The sequence below is a fragment of the Streptomyces aureocirculatus genome, from assembly GCF_000720475.1.
Lineage (GTDB): Bacteria > Actinomycetota > Actinomycetes > Streptomycetales > Streptomycetaceae > Streptomyces > Streptomyces aureocirculatus.
This window is the reverse complement of the sequence record NZ_JOAP01000054.1, coordinates 37092-50585: the sequence shown is the minus strand read 5'-3', so window position 1 is coordinate 50585 and position 13494 is coordinate 37092. Positions and strand designations below refer to the sequence as shown.

13 protein-coding genes are annotated in these 13494 nt (G+C 72.8%); 7 read left to right on the top strand and 6 right to left on the bottom strand.

The features are described 5' to 3' along the window. Window positions 1-135 precede the first annotated feature (135 nt). Complete coding sequence (gene eda / locus IG78_RS0135165; protein ID WP_030571639.1) at window positions 136-789, top strand: bifunctional 4-hydroxy-2-oxoglutarate aldolase/2-dehydro-3-deoxy-phosphogluconate aldolase; 654 nt, start codon at window positions 136-138, stop codon at window positions 787-789. On the opposite strand, the gene IG78_RS0135160 is transcribed toward eda, so the two are convergent. From IG78_RS0135160 to IG78_RS0135150, 3 genes are read right to left on the bottom strand one after another with little or no spacing between them, the layout of a single operon-like run. Further along, window positions 764-2314: a bifunctional RNase H/acid phosphatase gene (locus IG78_RS0135160; RefSeq protein ID WP_030571637.1), complete on the bottom strand. Its 1551-nt coding sequence runs from the start codon at window positions 2312-2314 to the stop codon at window positions 764-766. The two genes, eda and IG78_RS0135160, sit on opposite strands and share 26 nt — an antisense overlap. 12 nt (window positions 2315-2326) lie before the next feature. Further along, window positions 2327-3070 (bottom strand): zinc ribbon domain-containing protein, encoded by a 744-nt coding sequence (locus tag IG78_RS0135155; RefSeq protein ID WP_030571635.1) that lies wholly within the window; start codon window positions 3068-3070, stop codon window positions 2327-2329. Next, on the bottom strand, window positions 3067-3972 hold the full coding sequence (locus IG78_RS0135150) for a Nif3-like dinuclear metal center hexameric protein (RefSeq protein ID WP_030571633.1): 906 nt from the start codon (window positions 3970-3972) through the stop codon (window positions 3067-3069). The genes IG78_RS0135155 and IG78_RS0135150 overlap by 4 nt, the downstream gene beginning before the upstream one ends. Window positions 3973-4299: 327 nt before the next feature. On the opposite strand from IG78_RS0135150, the gene IG78_RS0135145 reads away from it, so the two are divergent. The 4 genes from IG78_RS0135145 (at window position 4300) to IG78_RS43160 (ending at window position 8034) form a co-directional block, all read left to right on the top strand. Then, window positions 4300-5574: a hypothetical protein gene (locus tag IG78_RS0135145; RefSeq protein ID WP_030571631.1), complete on the top strand. Its 1275-nt coding sequence runs from the start codon at window positions 4300-4302 to the stop codon at window positions 5572-5574. A gap of 47 nt (window positions 5575-5621) precedes the next feature. Next, window positions 5622-5801 (top strand): hypothetical protein, encoded by a 180-nt coding sequence (locus IG78_RS0135140; protein ID WP_030571629.1) that lies wholly within the window; start codon window positions 5622-5624, stop codon window positions 5799-5801. Window positions 5802-5932: 131 nt separating this feature from the next. Further along, entirely contained in the window at window positions 5933-6319 is a 387-nt protein-coding gene (locus tag IG78_RS43165; RefSeq protein ID WP_157855987.1) for an effector-associated constant component EACC1, read from the top strand. After that, window positions 6316-8034 carry a caspase, EACC1-associated type gene (locus tag IG78_RS43160; RefSeq protein WP_037687310.1) on the top strand — a complete coding sequence of 573 codons (1719 nt, stop codon included), beginning with the start codon at window positions 6316-6318 and terminating at the stop codon, window positions 8032-8034. Before IG78_RS43165 ends, IG78_RS43160 begins: the two co-directional genes overlap by 4 nt. Window positions 8035-8119: 85 nt before the next feature. Here the strand turns inward: IG78_RS43160 and IG78_RS0135125 are convergent, their stop codons facing one another. The 3 genes from IG78_RS0135125 to IG78_RS0135115 form a co-directional block, all read right to left on the bottom strand. Continuing rightward, window positions 8120-9079, bottom strand: a complete 960-nt coding sequence (locus IG78_RS0135125) for a 3-oxoacyl-ACP reductase (protein WP_030571624.1) — start codon at window positions 9077-9079, stop codon at window positions 8120-8122. Window positions 9080-9143: 64 nt separating this feature from the next. Continuing rightward, window positions 9144-10226: a Zn-dependent alcohol dehydrogenase gene (locus IG78_RS0135120; protein WP_030571622.1), complete on the bottom strand. Its 1083-nt coding sequence runs from the start codon at window positions 10224-10226 to the stop codon at window positions 9144-9146. A gap of 21 nt (window positions 10227-10247) precedes the next feature. Further along, entirely contained in the window at window positions 10248-11120 is an 873-nt protein-coding gene (locus IG78_RS0135115; protein ID WP_030571618.1) for a MaoC/PaaZ C-terminal domain-containing protein, read from the bottom strand. A gap of 445 nt (window positions 11121-11565) precedes the next feature. On the opposite strand from IG78_RS0135115, the gene IG78_RS0135110 reads away from it, so the two are divergent. Beyond that, on the top strand, window positions 11566-12867 hold the full coding sequence (locus IG78_RS0135110) for a sensor histidine kinase (RefSeq protein WP_078965856.1): 1302 nt from the start codon (window positions 11566-11568) through the stop codon (window positions 12865-12867). Then, window positions 12864-13469 (top strand): response regulator transcription factor, encoded by a 606-nt coding sequence (locus tag IG78_RS0135105; RefSeq protein ID WP_030571612.1) that lies wholly within the window; start codon window positions 12864-12866, stop codon window positions 13467-13469. The genes IG78_RS0135110 and IG78_RS0135105 overlap by 4 nt, the downstream gene beginning before the upstream one ends. Window positions 13470-13494 lie beyond the last annotated feature (25 nt).

Here is a 13494-nt window from a genome sequence, read left to right as displayed (position 1 = left end):
GTGGTGGAAGGGCGGGTGGGCGGGGGAAAGAGCCCGTCCGGCGGTGAGGGTGAGGCGGTCGCGGGTCACGTACGCCCGTTGCAACGTACGCAACGGGCTTTGCGCGGCGTGCGCACCCCGGGGCACGATGACCGCATGAACCCCGCTGCCGCCGCCAAGGCCTCCGTGCTGGATCTCGCCCCGGTCGTCCCCGTCGTCGTCATCGACGACCCGGCGAACGCGCTGCCGCTGGCGCGCGCCCTGGTCGCGGGCGGCCTGCCGGCGATCGAGGTGACGCTGCGGACACCCGTCGCCCTGGAGGCGATCCGGGCCATCGCCGACGGCGTGCCGGACGCGGTCGTCGGCGCCGGAACGGTGATCTCGGCGGCGCATGTCGGGGACGCGGTCGACGCGGGCGCCCGTTTCCTCGTCAGCCCGGGCTGGACACCCGCTCTGCTCGACGCGATGAAGGCGTCCGGGGTGCCGTTCCTGCCGGGGGTCTCCACCACCTCGGAGGTCGTGGCGCTCCTCGAACAGGGCGTCGACGAGATGAAGTTCTTCCCGGCGGAGGCCGCCGGGGGCACCGCGTATCTGAAGTCCCTCGCGGGTCCGCTCCCGCAGGCCCGTTTCTGCCCCACCGGCGGCATCTCCGCCGCCTCCGCCCCGGCCTACCTGGCCCTCCGCAACGTCGGCTGCGTCGGCGGTAGCTGGATGCTTCCGGGCGACGCGGTCGCCGCGAAGGACTGGGCGCGGGTGGAGTCCCTGGCCCGGGAGGCGGCTGCGCTCAGCGCAGGTGCGCCGTCTCGTTGAGGAGGCGCACGCTCGCGTTGCCGTCCGCGTAGTACGCCACCGCCGACAGCGACGCCGCCGCCAGTTCCATGCGGAACAGCGCCTCGGGGGGCGCGCCGAGGGCGAGCCTGACGAAGGTCTTGATGGGCGTGACGTGCGTGACGAGCAGCACCGTGCGGCCCGCGTGGGCGGTCAGGAGCTTGTCCCGGGCCGCCGCCACCCGCGTGGTGACCTCGGCGAAGGACTCGCCGCCCGGCGGTGCCACCTCCGGTGACGCCAGCCAGGCGTTCAGCTCGTCGGGCTGCCGCTCACGCACCTCCGCGAACGTCAGCCCCTCCCAGGCGCCGAAGTCCGTCTCCCGCAGCCCTTCTTCGATCTGTACGCCGAGGCCGAGCCGGGCGGCGACGGTACGGGCGGTCTCCTGGCAGCGCAGCAGCGGTGAGGACACCACGGCCCGCACGGTGCCGCGCGCGGCCAGCGCGGCCGCCACGCGGACGGCCTGCTCCCTGCCGACGTCGGAGAGGGACGGATTGCTTCCGCCGCTGCCGGAGAAGCGCTTCTGCGGGGTGAGGGGGGTCTCGCCGTGCCGCAGCAGCACGAAGGTGGCGGGCGCACCGAGGTCAGCGGGGGCGGCCCACCCCACGGGCGGCACCGCGGCCACGGCGTCGACTCCGGCATCGACTCCGGTGCCGGTCCCGGTCCCGGCTCCGGCACCGAAGTCGATGGCGGAGTCGACGCCGGTGACCGGCTCACCCACCGCGCCGGTGACCGGACCGCCCACCGCGCCGGTAGCCGGGCCGCCCACCATGCCGGTAGCCGCCCCGCCCCCCGCGTCGGCAGCCACGCCGCTGCCGCCCACCGGCTCCACGCCCGCCGCCGCCACCGACCGCGCCGCCCGCGCGTCGGCAGCGTCCGCCGCCGCACCGCGGGCCTCGGCATCGGTCACGTACGCCGTCGCAGCCCCCGCTCCAGCCCCCGCGAGCGCAGCCCGCGCCCGCGCCGCACCCGCCGCGGCGTCCCCGGGTGGCCCTCCCGGCGCGATGCCAAGGGCACCGGACGTACCGGGGGACGCGGACGCGCCGGTGCGGGCAGGGCGGTCGAGGTCGGCTGTGGACGTCGAGGGCGACCACTGTTCGCCCCGCTTGCCCGCGTCCATCGCCTCGTTGGCGAGGCGGTCCGCGTGCTTGTTCCGGTCGCGGGGGATCCACTCGTACGTCACCCGGCCGGGCGGGAAGACCCGCGCGGCCGCCGCGGCGAGCGGCTTCATGTCGGGGTGCTTGATCTTCCAGCGGCCCGACATCTGCTCGACGACCAGCTTGGAGTCCATGCGCACGTGCACGCGCGCCGTCGGGTCGAGCCCGTGGGCGGCACCTAGGCCCGCGACGAGGCCCTTGTACTCGGCGACGTTGTTGGTGGCCACGCCGATGTACTCGGCGGCCTCCGCCAGGGTCTCCCCGGTCACGGGGTCGATGACGACGGCGCCGTAGCCGGCGGGGCCCGGGTTGCCCCGGGAGCCGCCGTCGGCCTCGACGATGAACTCCCGCACCGCTGCCGCCCCTTACAGGCCGGACTCGGAGGTGCGCACCAGGATACGGCGGCAGTTCTCACAGCGCAGCACCGTGTCGGGGGACGCGGCCTTGACCTCGTTCACCTCGGTGATGTTCAGCTCCAGGCGGCAGCCCTCGCAGCGCCGCTGGTAGAGCTTGGCCGCGCCGACGCCGCCCTGCTGCTGACGCAGCTTGTCGTACAGCTTGAGCAGGTCGGCGGGGAGGGACCCGGCGACGAGCTCGCGCTCCTTGGTGGCGGTCCCGGCCTCGCGGTCGAGGTCCGTCGTGGCGGCGTCACGGCGGCCCGTCGCGTCGTCGATCTTCGACTGGACGGAGCCGACGCGCTCGGTGAGCTCGCTCACGCGCTCCTGCGCGGACTCGCGGCGCTCCATGACCTCAAGGACGACGTCCTCCAGGTCGCCCTGGCGCTTGGCGAGGGAGACGATCTCCTTCTGGAGGTTCTCCAGGTCCTTGGGGGAGCTGATCGCACCGGAGTCCAGACGCTTCTGGTCGCGGGCGGCGCGCTGGCGCACCTGGTCCACGTCCTGCTCGGCCTTGGTCTGCTCGCGGGCGCAGTCGCTCTCCTCGGTCTGCGCGGCCACGAGCAGGTCGCGCAACTGCGTGAGGTCCTTGGTGAGCGACTCGATCTCGGCGTGCTCGGGCAGCGACGTGCTCTTGTGCGCGAGCTGCGCGAGGCGGAGGTCAAGGTCCTGGAGGTCGAGGAGACGGATCTGGTCGGCGGGCGCGGCGTTCAGTTGGGGGCTCCAAGGGAATCAGTAGGGGCGGAGGAGGCGCTCGCTGCGAGGGTGGCGGCGGCAGACGGGTGCGCGGATGACGACACCGCGTGTGCGGTCCAGGGGTCGGTGACCGTCTTCGAGACGTGCACGCGAAGACCCCATCCGTGCCGGTCGGAGATCTCGTCGAGCTGGGCGGCCGCCAGCTCGCACCAGGGCCACTCGGTGGCCCAGTGCGCGGCGTCGAGCAGCGCGAGCGATGCCTGCGCGCGGGCCTCCGACACCGGGTGGTGGCGCAGGTCCGCGGTGAGGAAGGCGTCGACGCCCGCGGCGCGCACGGCGTCGAACAGGCTGTCGCCGGAGCCGCCGCTGACGGCGACGGTCCTGATCGTCTGCCCCGGGTCGCCCGCGACACGGACGCCCTGCGCGGTGGCGGGCAGTCGCTCCGCGGCGCGCTCGGCGAACTCGGCGAGGGTCAGCGGGTGTTCGAGCTCGCAGATCCGGCCGAGGCCGCGGCGGCCGCGGTCGTCCGTCGGATCGGGTACGAGGGGGCGTACGACGCGGACGTCGAGGGCGCCCGCGAGGGCGTCGCTGACCCCCGGGTCCGCGGTGTCGGCGTTGGTGTGTGCGACATGCAGGGCGATGTCGTTCTTGATCAGGTCGTGTACGACCCGGCCCTTGAAGGTCGACGCGGCGACCGTCGTCGTCCCGCGCAGATAGAGCGGGTGGTGCGTGACCAGCAGGTCCGCGCCGATCCGCACCGCCTCGTCGACGATCTCCTGGACGGGGTCGACGGCGAACAGGACCCGTGAGACCTCGGCCTCGGGGTCGCCGCACACCGTGCCGACGGCGTCCCACTGCTCGGCCCGCTCCGGGGGCCACAGGGCGTCGAGGGCGGTGATGACTTCAGACAGACGGGGCACGGGGAAAGGCTACCTTCCCGCCGTCCCGCCGGGCTCCTGGGTAACGGACAGCGACGGCCCGCTGACGAGCGGCTATGCCTGTTCCGCGACCTCGGCCGAGGTTCGGGGCCCTGCCCCCCCGCTCATCGGCGCTCCGCGCCTCGTCCTCAAACGCCGGACGGGCTGGAAAATCCAGCACCGCGTGAGCGGCGCTCGCCCCCACCCAGCACACCCACCCCCCACCCCTCAGGCGAATCGTCACTCCGCCACACATACGCGTGAAGGGCACGCCCCGAGAGCCCCCCGGCCACGGCGGAAAACTAACGTCGCCGACGGAGGTGACCCCAGATGACAGCCCCTGTGGCCGCGCCCTCGCCCCCCGCACCCCCGCCCACTTCCCTGCCGGGAGGCGCCCCCTCGGCCTGGATCCGCACCCGCGTCAAGGCGGCCGCCAGGCCCGGCCCCGGTACCGGTACCGCACCCGCGGCTCCCCCGGCCATCACCGCCGACGGCACCTACGCGGCCCGGCTCGCGCAGCGCGGCGGCTGCTGGTTCCCCGAGCGCTGGACCCTGGACTCCGCCGAGCCGTACGCGGTGCCGCTGCCCGCGCACCAGCCGGAGGAGCCCGGTACCCGGGTCCTGCCGATGGCCGACGGCCGGGTGCTCGTGCACCGCCGGGCCGCGGGACGGCACCTGTTCTCGCTGCTCTACCCGACCGACCCCGGCACCGGCGAAGTACCGCTCGGCGGGGTGGAGTTCGCCGAGGACGCGGGGGCCGAGCTGACCTTGCTGCCGCCCGCTCCGCACGGCGCCTACGCCTACGCCCTCGCGGCGGGGGCGCGTTCGACGGCCGTGTGGCTGGTGGCGGGCGGCTCGTTCGGGCCCGAGCATCTCGCGGAGATCCCCGGGCGCTGTACCGGCGGCGTCTGGCTGGACCGCGCCAACCGCATACTGGCGCTCGACCGCGCTCTCGACGGCCGCACCAAGACGGTGGCGGTGGATCTGGAGCGGGGCGGCGAGGTGACGCCGCTGCTCCAGATCACCGCCGACAGCGACGACCGGCTGCTGCTCGCCGACGCCGACAGCGGCCTCGTCGTCGTCCGCTCCGACGCCCCCGGCGAAACCCGCCTCGGCTGGGGTGTGTTGGGCAGCACCCGGCCCGTGCGCTTCCCCGAATGTCTGCATCTTCCGGGGCGCGCGGTGACACCGTTCGCGATCCAGCCCGGGCAGGCGCTGCTGCCGGAGAGCTGCGCGGTCGCTCTGCGCGTGGACGACGGGTCGGGCGCCTTCGCCCCCTGGCTCTACGGCTGGCGGCCCACCGAGCGCAGGCTCCATCAACTGCGCGCCCCCGAGGGGTGGTTCCCCGGTGCCGGGCGCTGCACGCCGGAGGGGGTCCTGGAGTTGCCGTACGTCACCGGGAGCGTGCCCTGCGGGATGGCCAGGGTCGAGGTGCCCGCTCCGGGGCGGGGTGCCGGCCCCGCGGGCGCGGAGCGCGACACGCCGGACGCGGGGGGCGCGCCGGATCCATCCGCCGAGGTGGCGGCGGCAGCGAGCGCGGTACGGGCGAGGCGCCCCGTGCCGTTGCAGCAGGCACCCCTCGGCGGACGTGGTACGGCCGGTTAGACTCGCCCGGCTGTACGAACGATCTTTGCTACGGGGTGAGTTTCTTGATGATCGAGAATGTGGCTGCCGAGCCGCGCGAACCGGGTGTGAGGGACCCCCGGGAGGGCCACGCCTTCGCCGGGAGTGCGGACCGCGCCGGGGGTGGGCGGCACCGGGGTCCGGTGGCGGAGCACGACGAGGAGACGGCTCCCCGGGGCCGCCACCGCCGCGAACCGGCCCAGGCCTGAGCCTCCTTCATTCCCCGCCCGCCCGCCCCTTTCCCGGGGCGGGCGGGCGGGGACTTTTCGTACCGGGGAGATGCAGCCGTGCCATGATGATGAGATCAAGTCCGTTGCGCCATGGGGGTGTTGTGCGGGGGATGTACGCCGGAACGGAACTGAGGGTGGCCGTCGAGGACCCGGGGACGCCGGAGGCCGAGGCGCACATGATCGCGCTGCGCGACTGGCTGGTCTCCGAGGATGCCCTGCGCGGCCGGGTGCGGCTCCGACGGCAGCCTCCCCTTGCGGGACACATGGGCTCCACCGTGGAGCTGCTGACGGTGGCTCTCGGCTCGGGCGGCGTCCTGGCAGTGCTCATCCAGTCGGTGTGCACCTGGCTCACCTCCCGCGGCACCGACATCAAGATCACGGTCAGTACGGAGGACGGGCGGCGGATCGAGCTGGACGTACGGCGCGCAGCCGATCCTCAGGCGCTCCTGCGGGAGGTGGCAGAGCGGTTTCCGGCACCAGATGAGCGGTCCGGATGAGTGGCACACGCTTCCCGGAGGGTGCGGCCAGTTGGGCGGTGCTGATCGGGACAGGTACGTTCCACGATCCCGCGTTGCCGGATATCCCTGCCGTGCAGGCGAACCTGGACGCGTTACGGCGGACCCTCACCCACCCGGTTCATGGTGTGCTCGCGCCCGAGCACTGCGTGGTGGTGGACGACCCCAAGGACCAGAACTCCGTCGGCGCGGCGCTGTCCCGAGCGGTCCGTGAGTCCGAGGACCTGCTGCTGGTCTATTACTGCGGGCACGGCCTGCTCGACGACGCCGGGCTGCTGCACTTCGCCCTCACCGGAACCGACACCGAGAACGTCGGTTTCTCCGCTGTCCACCTCGACTTGGTGAAGCGGATGGTCGGCGGGGCCCGCGCCAAGGCCCGGGTGCTCGTGCTGGATTGCTGTTTCTCCGGCCAGGCGGTCTCCGCCATGGCCGGACCGAGCGGGCTTGCCCTGGGACAGTTGAATCTGACGGGTACCTACACCCTGACGTCCACCACGGCCACCGCTCCCTCCCATGCCCCGCCCGGCGCCGCCCATACGGCGTTCACCGGAGCGATGCTGCACGCGCTGACCGTTCCCGGTCCACTCACCCTGGACGAGGTGCACCTCCACATCGACAGAGAGCTGGCCGGGCTCGGTCTCCCTCGTCCGCAGCGGCGTTCCGTCGGCGCGGTCGGCGAACTCTCCCTGGTCCGGGGGCCGGTCAGAGATACGGAGACGCCGTCCGCAGCGGGCACGCAGGCACCGCCGGACGCGGATACCGGCTCGGCGACAGCTCCAGCCACGCCCCGCCGCAGGAGGTCACGAACCGTTCTGGCCGCCATCGCGTTGTCCGCCGTGGCGCTGCTCTCCTCACTGTGGGGGAATCCGCTGACGAGCGACTCGGATGCGGGCTCACGTGGTGATTCGTCAGGGAGGGGTTCAAGTCTTTTCGACGACGACACGGTGCAGGTCGGAATGAGGGTCGACAGGCTCGAGACCGGTCACTACCGGCCCCCTGAGGGCGGATTCTCTGCCTACAGCGTGGATGTGCTCTTGGATCTGCTCAAAGAGGCGCGGATCAAATCGGAACCGATCTACGTCAATGTCCCGTGGGACCGCCAGATATCCGAGTTGGCGAAACGTGCGGTGGACCTGGACGCCGCGCTCACCATCACGCCGAGCCGTATGCGGGAGGTCGACTTCGTGGGGCCCTTCGCATCCAGTGCTCAAGGTGTCCTGGTCCGGGCCACGAACATGCAGAGCATCCAGAAGATCGGCGACCTCAACGGCAAGCACGTCTGCGTCCAGAGGGGTTCGACATCGGCAGACGCTCTGAAGAAGAGCGCTTACAGGGAGATCGCACTGCGAGTGGAGCCGGACTTCAGTTCCTGCATCGACAGCGTGCGGAATATGGAGGTCCATGCGCTCGCCGCAGACAGTCTGGCGCTCTCCGCGTTGGCGGAGGAGCACGGAGATCAGCTCGTTGTCGTCCCGGACATCAGTTTCGGTGCGCCCGTCGACTATGGCGTCGCCCTGCCCAAGGGCCACTCCAAGGACTGCGAACGCCTCCGTGACGCCATGGTGAAGTACGTGAGCAGCGATACCTGGCTACGCAAGTTCCAGAATCGCCTCCCCACCGCATACGAGCGCGGCATGGACGAGACCCGCCCCACAGCGCAAAAAATCAAGGCGCTGTCCTGCCGCCGAACTCTGTGAGACGGGACAGCCGCAGTCCTGCCAGGCGTTCGGGTCCGCCACCGGGAGTCCGACCCGCACGGAACGCCCCGCGAGGCAACCCCGCTCAACCGCGCCGCAGGCCAAGTACCTCCGGCGCCGCGAACGTCTCCCCCTCCGGCCGCCCCGCGAAGTACGGCGACATCGCCTCGTCCAGCTCTCGGAAGTCGAAGACCCCGGCCGCGGAGTCGAACTTGACCGCCACCCGCGGCCGCTCCACCACCGCCACCATCCCGCCGTGCACCACGAGCACCTGCCCGTTGACCCGCCGCGCCGCGGGCGAGGCCAGATAGCCGACCAGGGGCGCCACGTGCTCCGGAGCCAGCGGGTCCAGCTCCCCCTCGGCGGGCTCGGCGAATCCGGCGAACACGTCCGAGGTCATCCGGGTCCTGGCCCGCGGGCAGATCGCGTTGGCCGTGACGCCGTACTTGGCGAGCGCCAGGGCGGTGGACGTGGTGAGGCCCACGATCCCGCCCTTGGCCGCGGCGTAGTTGGGCTGCCCGGCCGACCCGGCGATGAACGCCTCGGACGAGGTGTTCACGATCCTCCCGTACACCGGGCCGCCCGCTTCCTTGGAGCGTTCGCGCCAGTGGGCGGACGCGAAGCGGATGGTGTTGAAGTGGCCCTTGAGGTGGACCCGTACGACCGAGTCCCACTCGTCCTCCGACATCGAGAAGACCATGCGATCCCGCAGGATGCCCGCGTTGTTGACCAGGACGTCGAGCTTTCCGTATGTCTCGACGGCCAGTTGGACGAGATCGCGCGCCTGTTGGTGGTCGGCCACGTCGCCGGTGTGCGCGACGGCCTTGCCGCCCGCCTCGCGGATCTCGGCGGCGACCTCCTCGGCGGGGCCCGCCGATGAGTCGCCGGAGCCGTCGCGGCCCAACTGTCCGAAGTCGTTGACGACGACGCCCGCGCCGAGCCGCGCGAGTTCGATGGCCTCGGCCCTGCCGAGCCCGCGGCCCGCTCCGGTGACGACGGCCGCCAGACCTTCGAGCGGCAGAGACACTTCGTGTGGCAGTGACATACGGGGGCGTGCTCCTCTCCCGAAGGGGCCCGGGGGGTGAGAGGTCCCGAGGGGACCGTGCGGTTCAGAGTTCGATGCAGGTGCGCAGGGCGACACCGGACCGCATCTGTTCGAGGGCCTCGTTGATCTCGGTGAGCCGCACCCGGTGGGTGATCATGCCCTCCAGGTCGATCCGGCCCGCCCGCCACAGCGCGATGGCCCGCTCGTACGACCGGAGCACGTCCCCGCCCCCGTACAGCGACGGCAGGATGCGCTTCTCGTCGAAGAACAGCTCGAACATGTTGAACTGCACCTGGTCGTCCATGGCGCCCGCCCCGACCACGCACAGCGTGCCGCCGCGCCGCGTCGTCTCGTACGCCGTACGCGCGGTCGACGACTTGCCGACGACCTCGAAGACGTAGTCGAAGCCCTCGTCCGCCGTCACGCCGCGGCGGGCGTCGGCCAGGTCCTCGGGGGCGACGGCCCGGGTGGCGCCGAACTTGAGGGCGGCCTCGCGCCGGGAGGCGACCGGGTCGACGGCGACGATCTCCGCGGCGCCCTTGACCCGCGCGCCCTGGATCGCCGAGACACCGACGCCACCACAGCCGATGACGGCGACCGACGAACCCGCGGCGACGTCCGCCGTGTTGATCGCGGCGCCGAGTCCGGTCGTCACGCCGCAGCCGATCAGCGCCGCTATGTCGAACGGCACGTCGTCCGGTATCGGCACCGCGCAGGACGCGTCGACGACGACCTCCTCCGTGAAGGTGCCGGTGCCCGCGAACCCGAAGACCTCCGAACCGTCGCCCGTGCGCCGGAAGTTTGGCGTGCCCGCGGTCATGAAACCGGCCAGGCACAACTGGGTCTGACCGCGCCGGCACGCCGGGCACCGCCCGCACGCCGGGAGCCAGCACACCAGGACCCGGTCGCCCTGCTCGACGTGGGTGACGCCGTCGCCGACGTCGAGGATCTCGCCCGCGCCCTCGTGGCCCGGCACGAACGGCGCGGGCTGCGGAAGGACGCCGTTCATCGCGGACACGTCGGAGTGGCACAGGCCGGTGGCCCGTACCCGGATCCTGGCCTTGCCGGGGCCGAAGCCCACCGCTTCCACGTCGTCGAGCACGTCGAGCTTGTCCTGGCCTGTCTCGTGCAGTAGGGCTGCGCGCATGGCGTGCGACTCCTCTCGTCGTCAGTCGAGTTCCACGGCCGTGTCCGCGAGGACGGGCGCGTCGCCGCGCTCGACGGCCGTGACCACCACCTGGACCCGCCCTTGCGACTCCCACATGCCGATGCGCAGCGTCTCGCCGGGGAAGACGACGCCGGTGAACCGCGTGGTGTAGGCGCGCACCCGGGTCACGTCGCCGCCGAGGACGGTGTCGACGACGGCCTTGAGCGTCATGCCGTACGTGCACAGGCCGTGCAGGATCGGCCGGTCGAAGCCGCCGAGCTTCGCGAACTCGGGGTCGGCGTGCAGCGGGTTCCAGTCGCCGGAGAGGCGGTACAGCAGGGCCTGGTCCGCCCGTACGGGGCGCTCCACGGTCCGGTCGAAGGGGCGTTGCGGCACATCGAGGCGGGCGGAGGGACCGCGCTCGCCGCCGAAGCCGCCCTCGCCGCGCACGAAGATCTGGGCGTCGCTCGTCCACAGCGGTCCTTCGTCGTCGGCCGCCTCGGAGCGCAGCACGATGACGGCGGCCTTGCCCTTGTCGTACACGGCCGCGACCTTCGACGTGGTGGCGGCGCGGCCCTCGGCGGGGATCGGGCGGTGCAGCTCGACGCGCTGACCGCCGTGCAGGACGGCCGCGAGGTTCACGTCGATGCCGGGTGCGGAGAGGCCGCCCATCATGCCCATTCCGGCGCCCGCGACGGTGGCGAAGCTGGGCAGGACGTGCAGCCGGGACTCCAGCGTGTAGCGCAGTTCGTCGGGGTCGGTGGCGGGGTTCGGCAGATCGGGGTTGGCACCGGCGCCGAGGCCCAGGTGGTAGAGCTGGACGTCCTTGTGGTCCCAGGTGATCCCGGCGCTGCGGGGTTCGGCGGCCAGGGCCTTCGCGGCATCGATGGGCATGGGGAGGCGGCTCCTCGCGGGCTGCGGACATCGGGTGCGGGTGCGGGGTGCGGACTGCGGGGTGCGAGGTGCGGGGTGTGGGTGCGGGGGGAAGACCTCGGTGCGTCCGTCCGCACCGTCGGCCGCACCGAGGTCGTCTGCGGCGGCCCGGCGTCCGTTCCGGCACCTCTCTCGTACGTTCTAGAACGCGTTCTAGGCCGATGGCCCATGTATAGCCCAGCGCCCCATGCTTGGGAAGAGCGCTGACGTCTCGTCAGATACGGTCGGGTCCGGCCGCCCCGCGGGCCCCGCGGTGACATTTGTACCGGCCGACTCGGTACGGACCGACGTGTCGCGCGGCGGCGTGCCTCCGTACCGTCGGCAGGGCAGGCGGAAACCGCGTGACGCGCGGGGCGCCCGCACGGGACCGCGGGGGACGCGGGCCCACCGGAACGGAGAACGAGACATGTCCTGGAAGACCGGGGTGAGCTGCTGGTTGCACGGCCTGCGCGCCCACCGCGCCGCCTGGCGGGAGCAGCGGAACGCCTGGCGGAAGCAGAAGGCCGAATGGCGGGAGCTGAAACGCACGGGCGAGGCGGACGCCCTCACGCAGTCGGGGCCGCCCAACGGCTTCGCGCTGCTGCCCTGGCTGCTCATGGGCCTCGGCGCGCTCTCGCACCTGCTCCAGGGCAGGACGCCGAACCCGTGGATCGGCGGCATCGGCCTGTTCGCCTTCAACTCCCTCTACGTCGCCGTGGCCTTCCGCGCCTTCGACAAGCAGGCGCGGGAGTCGCGCGCGACGATGGCCGCGCTGGTCGCGATGGGCGTGCTCACCGTCGGCCTCGGGGCCGGGTACGGCGGCGGCTGGCTGATGTACTTCCCGCTGTTCGGCCTTGCCGTGGGCGCGGTCGTCCGGGGGCGCCGTCTGGGCCCTGTGAGTCTCGGTCTGAGCACCCTCGCGGGCGCGGTCGCCGGGTTCAGGGCGGGCTGGGACGGCATCAACATCGCGTACGGCACCTTCCTGTCCACGATGGTCACGGCCGCGATCCTGTCCCTCTCGGAGGCGGTACGGGATCTGCGCGCCGCCCGCGAGGAGCTGGCCCGGCGCGCGGTGGCCGAGGAGCGGCTGCGCTTCTCCCGGGACCTGCACGACCTGCTCGGCCACACCCTTTCGCTGATCGTCGTGAAGTCGGAGGCGGCGCGGCGGCTCGCGCCGCGGAACATGGACGCGGCACTGACCCAGATCTCGGACATCGAGTCCGTCGGCCGGCAGGCGCTCACCGAGATCCGCGAGGCCGTCACGGGCTACCGCGACGGGACGCTCGCCACCGAGCTCGACCGCGTCGGGGACCTGCTCGACGCCGCCGGGGTGGAGGTGGCCGTCCGGCAGTCGGGGCCGCCGCTCGACCCGCAGTCGGAGGCGCTGCTCAACTGGGTGGTGCGGGAGGCGGCCACCAATGTCGTACGGCACGCGCGGGCCGCCCGGTGCGAGATCGAGGTCGTCGGCACCTCCGAACAGACCCGTCTGCTGATCACGGACGACGGACGCGGCGTAGGCTCGACCACGCCCGGCAGCGGGCTCAAGGGCCTCGCCGAGCGCCTCGCGGCGGCGGGCGGCTCGCTCACGTCGGGGCCGGGGCCGCGCGGTGGCTTCCGGGTCACGGCCGTGCTGCCGGTCACCGACAACACCGAGCCCCGGCCCGTGCGGGCGGAGGACGGAACCGCCGCACCCGTGCGGGCGGGCGCCCAGGAGGAGCACAGTCCATGATCAGAGTCCTGCTCGCCGAGGACCAGGGCATGATGCGCGGCGCGCTCGCGCTGCTGCTCGGCATGGAGACGGACATCGAGGTCGTCGCTCAGGTCGGGACGGGCGACGAGATCGTGCCCACCGCGCTGACCGCGCGGCCCGACGTGGCGCTGCTCGACATCGAGCTGCCCGGCCGCAGCGGCCTGGAGGCGGCGGCCGACCTGCGTGCGGAGTGTCCCGAGTGCCGGGTCCTCATCCTCACCACCTTCGGCAGGCCCGGTTATCTGCGGCGCGCGATGGAGGCCGGGGCGGCGGGGTTCCTCGTCAAGGACGGGCCCGTGGAGGAGCTCGCCGAGGCGATCCGTGCCGTGCTGCGCGGGGAGACGGTGGTCGATCCCGCGCTTGCCGCGGCGGCGCTCGGGGCGGGGCCCAATCCGCTCACGGGGCGGGAGGCCGATGTGCTTGCGGCGGCCGTCGACGGGGCGACGGTCGCCGATATCGCCTCGGCGCTCCATCTTTCGGAGTCGACTGTGCGGAACTATCTTTCCGCTGCCATCGGGAAGACGGGGACGCGGAACCGCATGGAGGCCGTGCGGGAGGCACGTCACCAGGGGTGGCTGTAGTCCGTGCCGTGCCCGGCGCCGGGGT

Bases quoted from the DNA above. Each gene is read 5' to 3' on its own strand.
- IG78_RS0135110 (WP_078965856.1), top strand. From the start codon at position 11,566: ATGTCCTGGAAGACCGGGGTGAGCTGCTGGTTGCACGGCCTGCGCGCC.
- eda (WP_030571639.1), top strand. From the start codon at position 136: ATGAACCCCGCTGCCGCCGCCAAGGCCTCCGTGCTGGATCTCGCCCCG.
- IG78_RS0135140 (WP_030571629.1), top strand. From the start codon at position 5,622: ATGATCGAGAATGTGGCTGCCGAGCCGCGCGAACCGGGTGTGAGGGAC.
- IG78_RS0135145 (WP_030571631.1), top strand. From the start codon at position 4,300: ATGACAGCCCCTGTGGCCGCGCCCTCGCCCCCCGCACCCCCGCCCACT.
- IG78_RS43160 (WP_037687310.1), top strand. From the start codon at position 6,316: ATGAGTGGCACACGCTTCCCGGAGGGTGCGGCCAGTTGGGCGGTGCTG.
- IG78_RS0135105 (WP_030571612.1), top strand. From the start codon at position 12,864: ATGATCAGAGTCCTGCTCGCCGAGGACCAGGGCATGATGCGCGGCGCG.
- IG78_RS0135120 (WP_030571622.1), bottom strand. From the start codon at position 10,226: ATGCGCGCAGCCCTACTGCACGAGACAGGCCAGGACAAGCTCGACGTG.
- IG78_RS0135115 (WP_030571618.1), bottom strand. From the start codon at position 11,120: ATGCCCATCGATGCCGCGAAGGCCCTGGCCGCCGAACCCCGCAGCGCC.
- IG78_RS43165 (WP_157855987.1), top strand. From the start codon at position 5,933: ATGTACGCCGGAACGGAACTGAGGGTGGCCGTCGAGGACCCGGGGACG.
- IG78_RS0135125 (WP_030571624.1), bottom strand. From the start codon at position 9,079: ATGTCACTGCCACACGAAGTGTCTCTGCCGCTCGAAGGTCTGGCGGCC.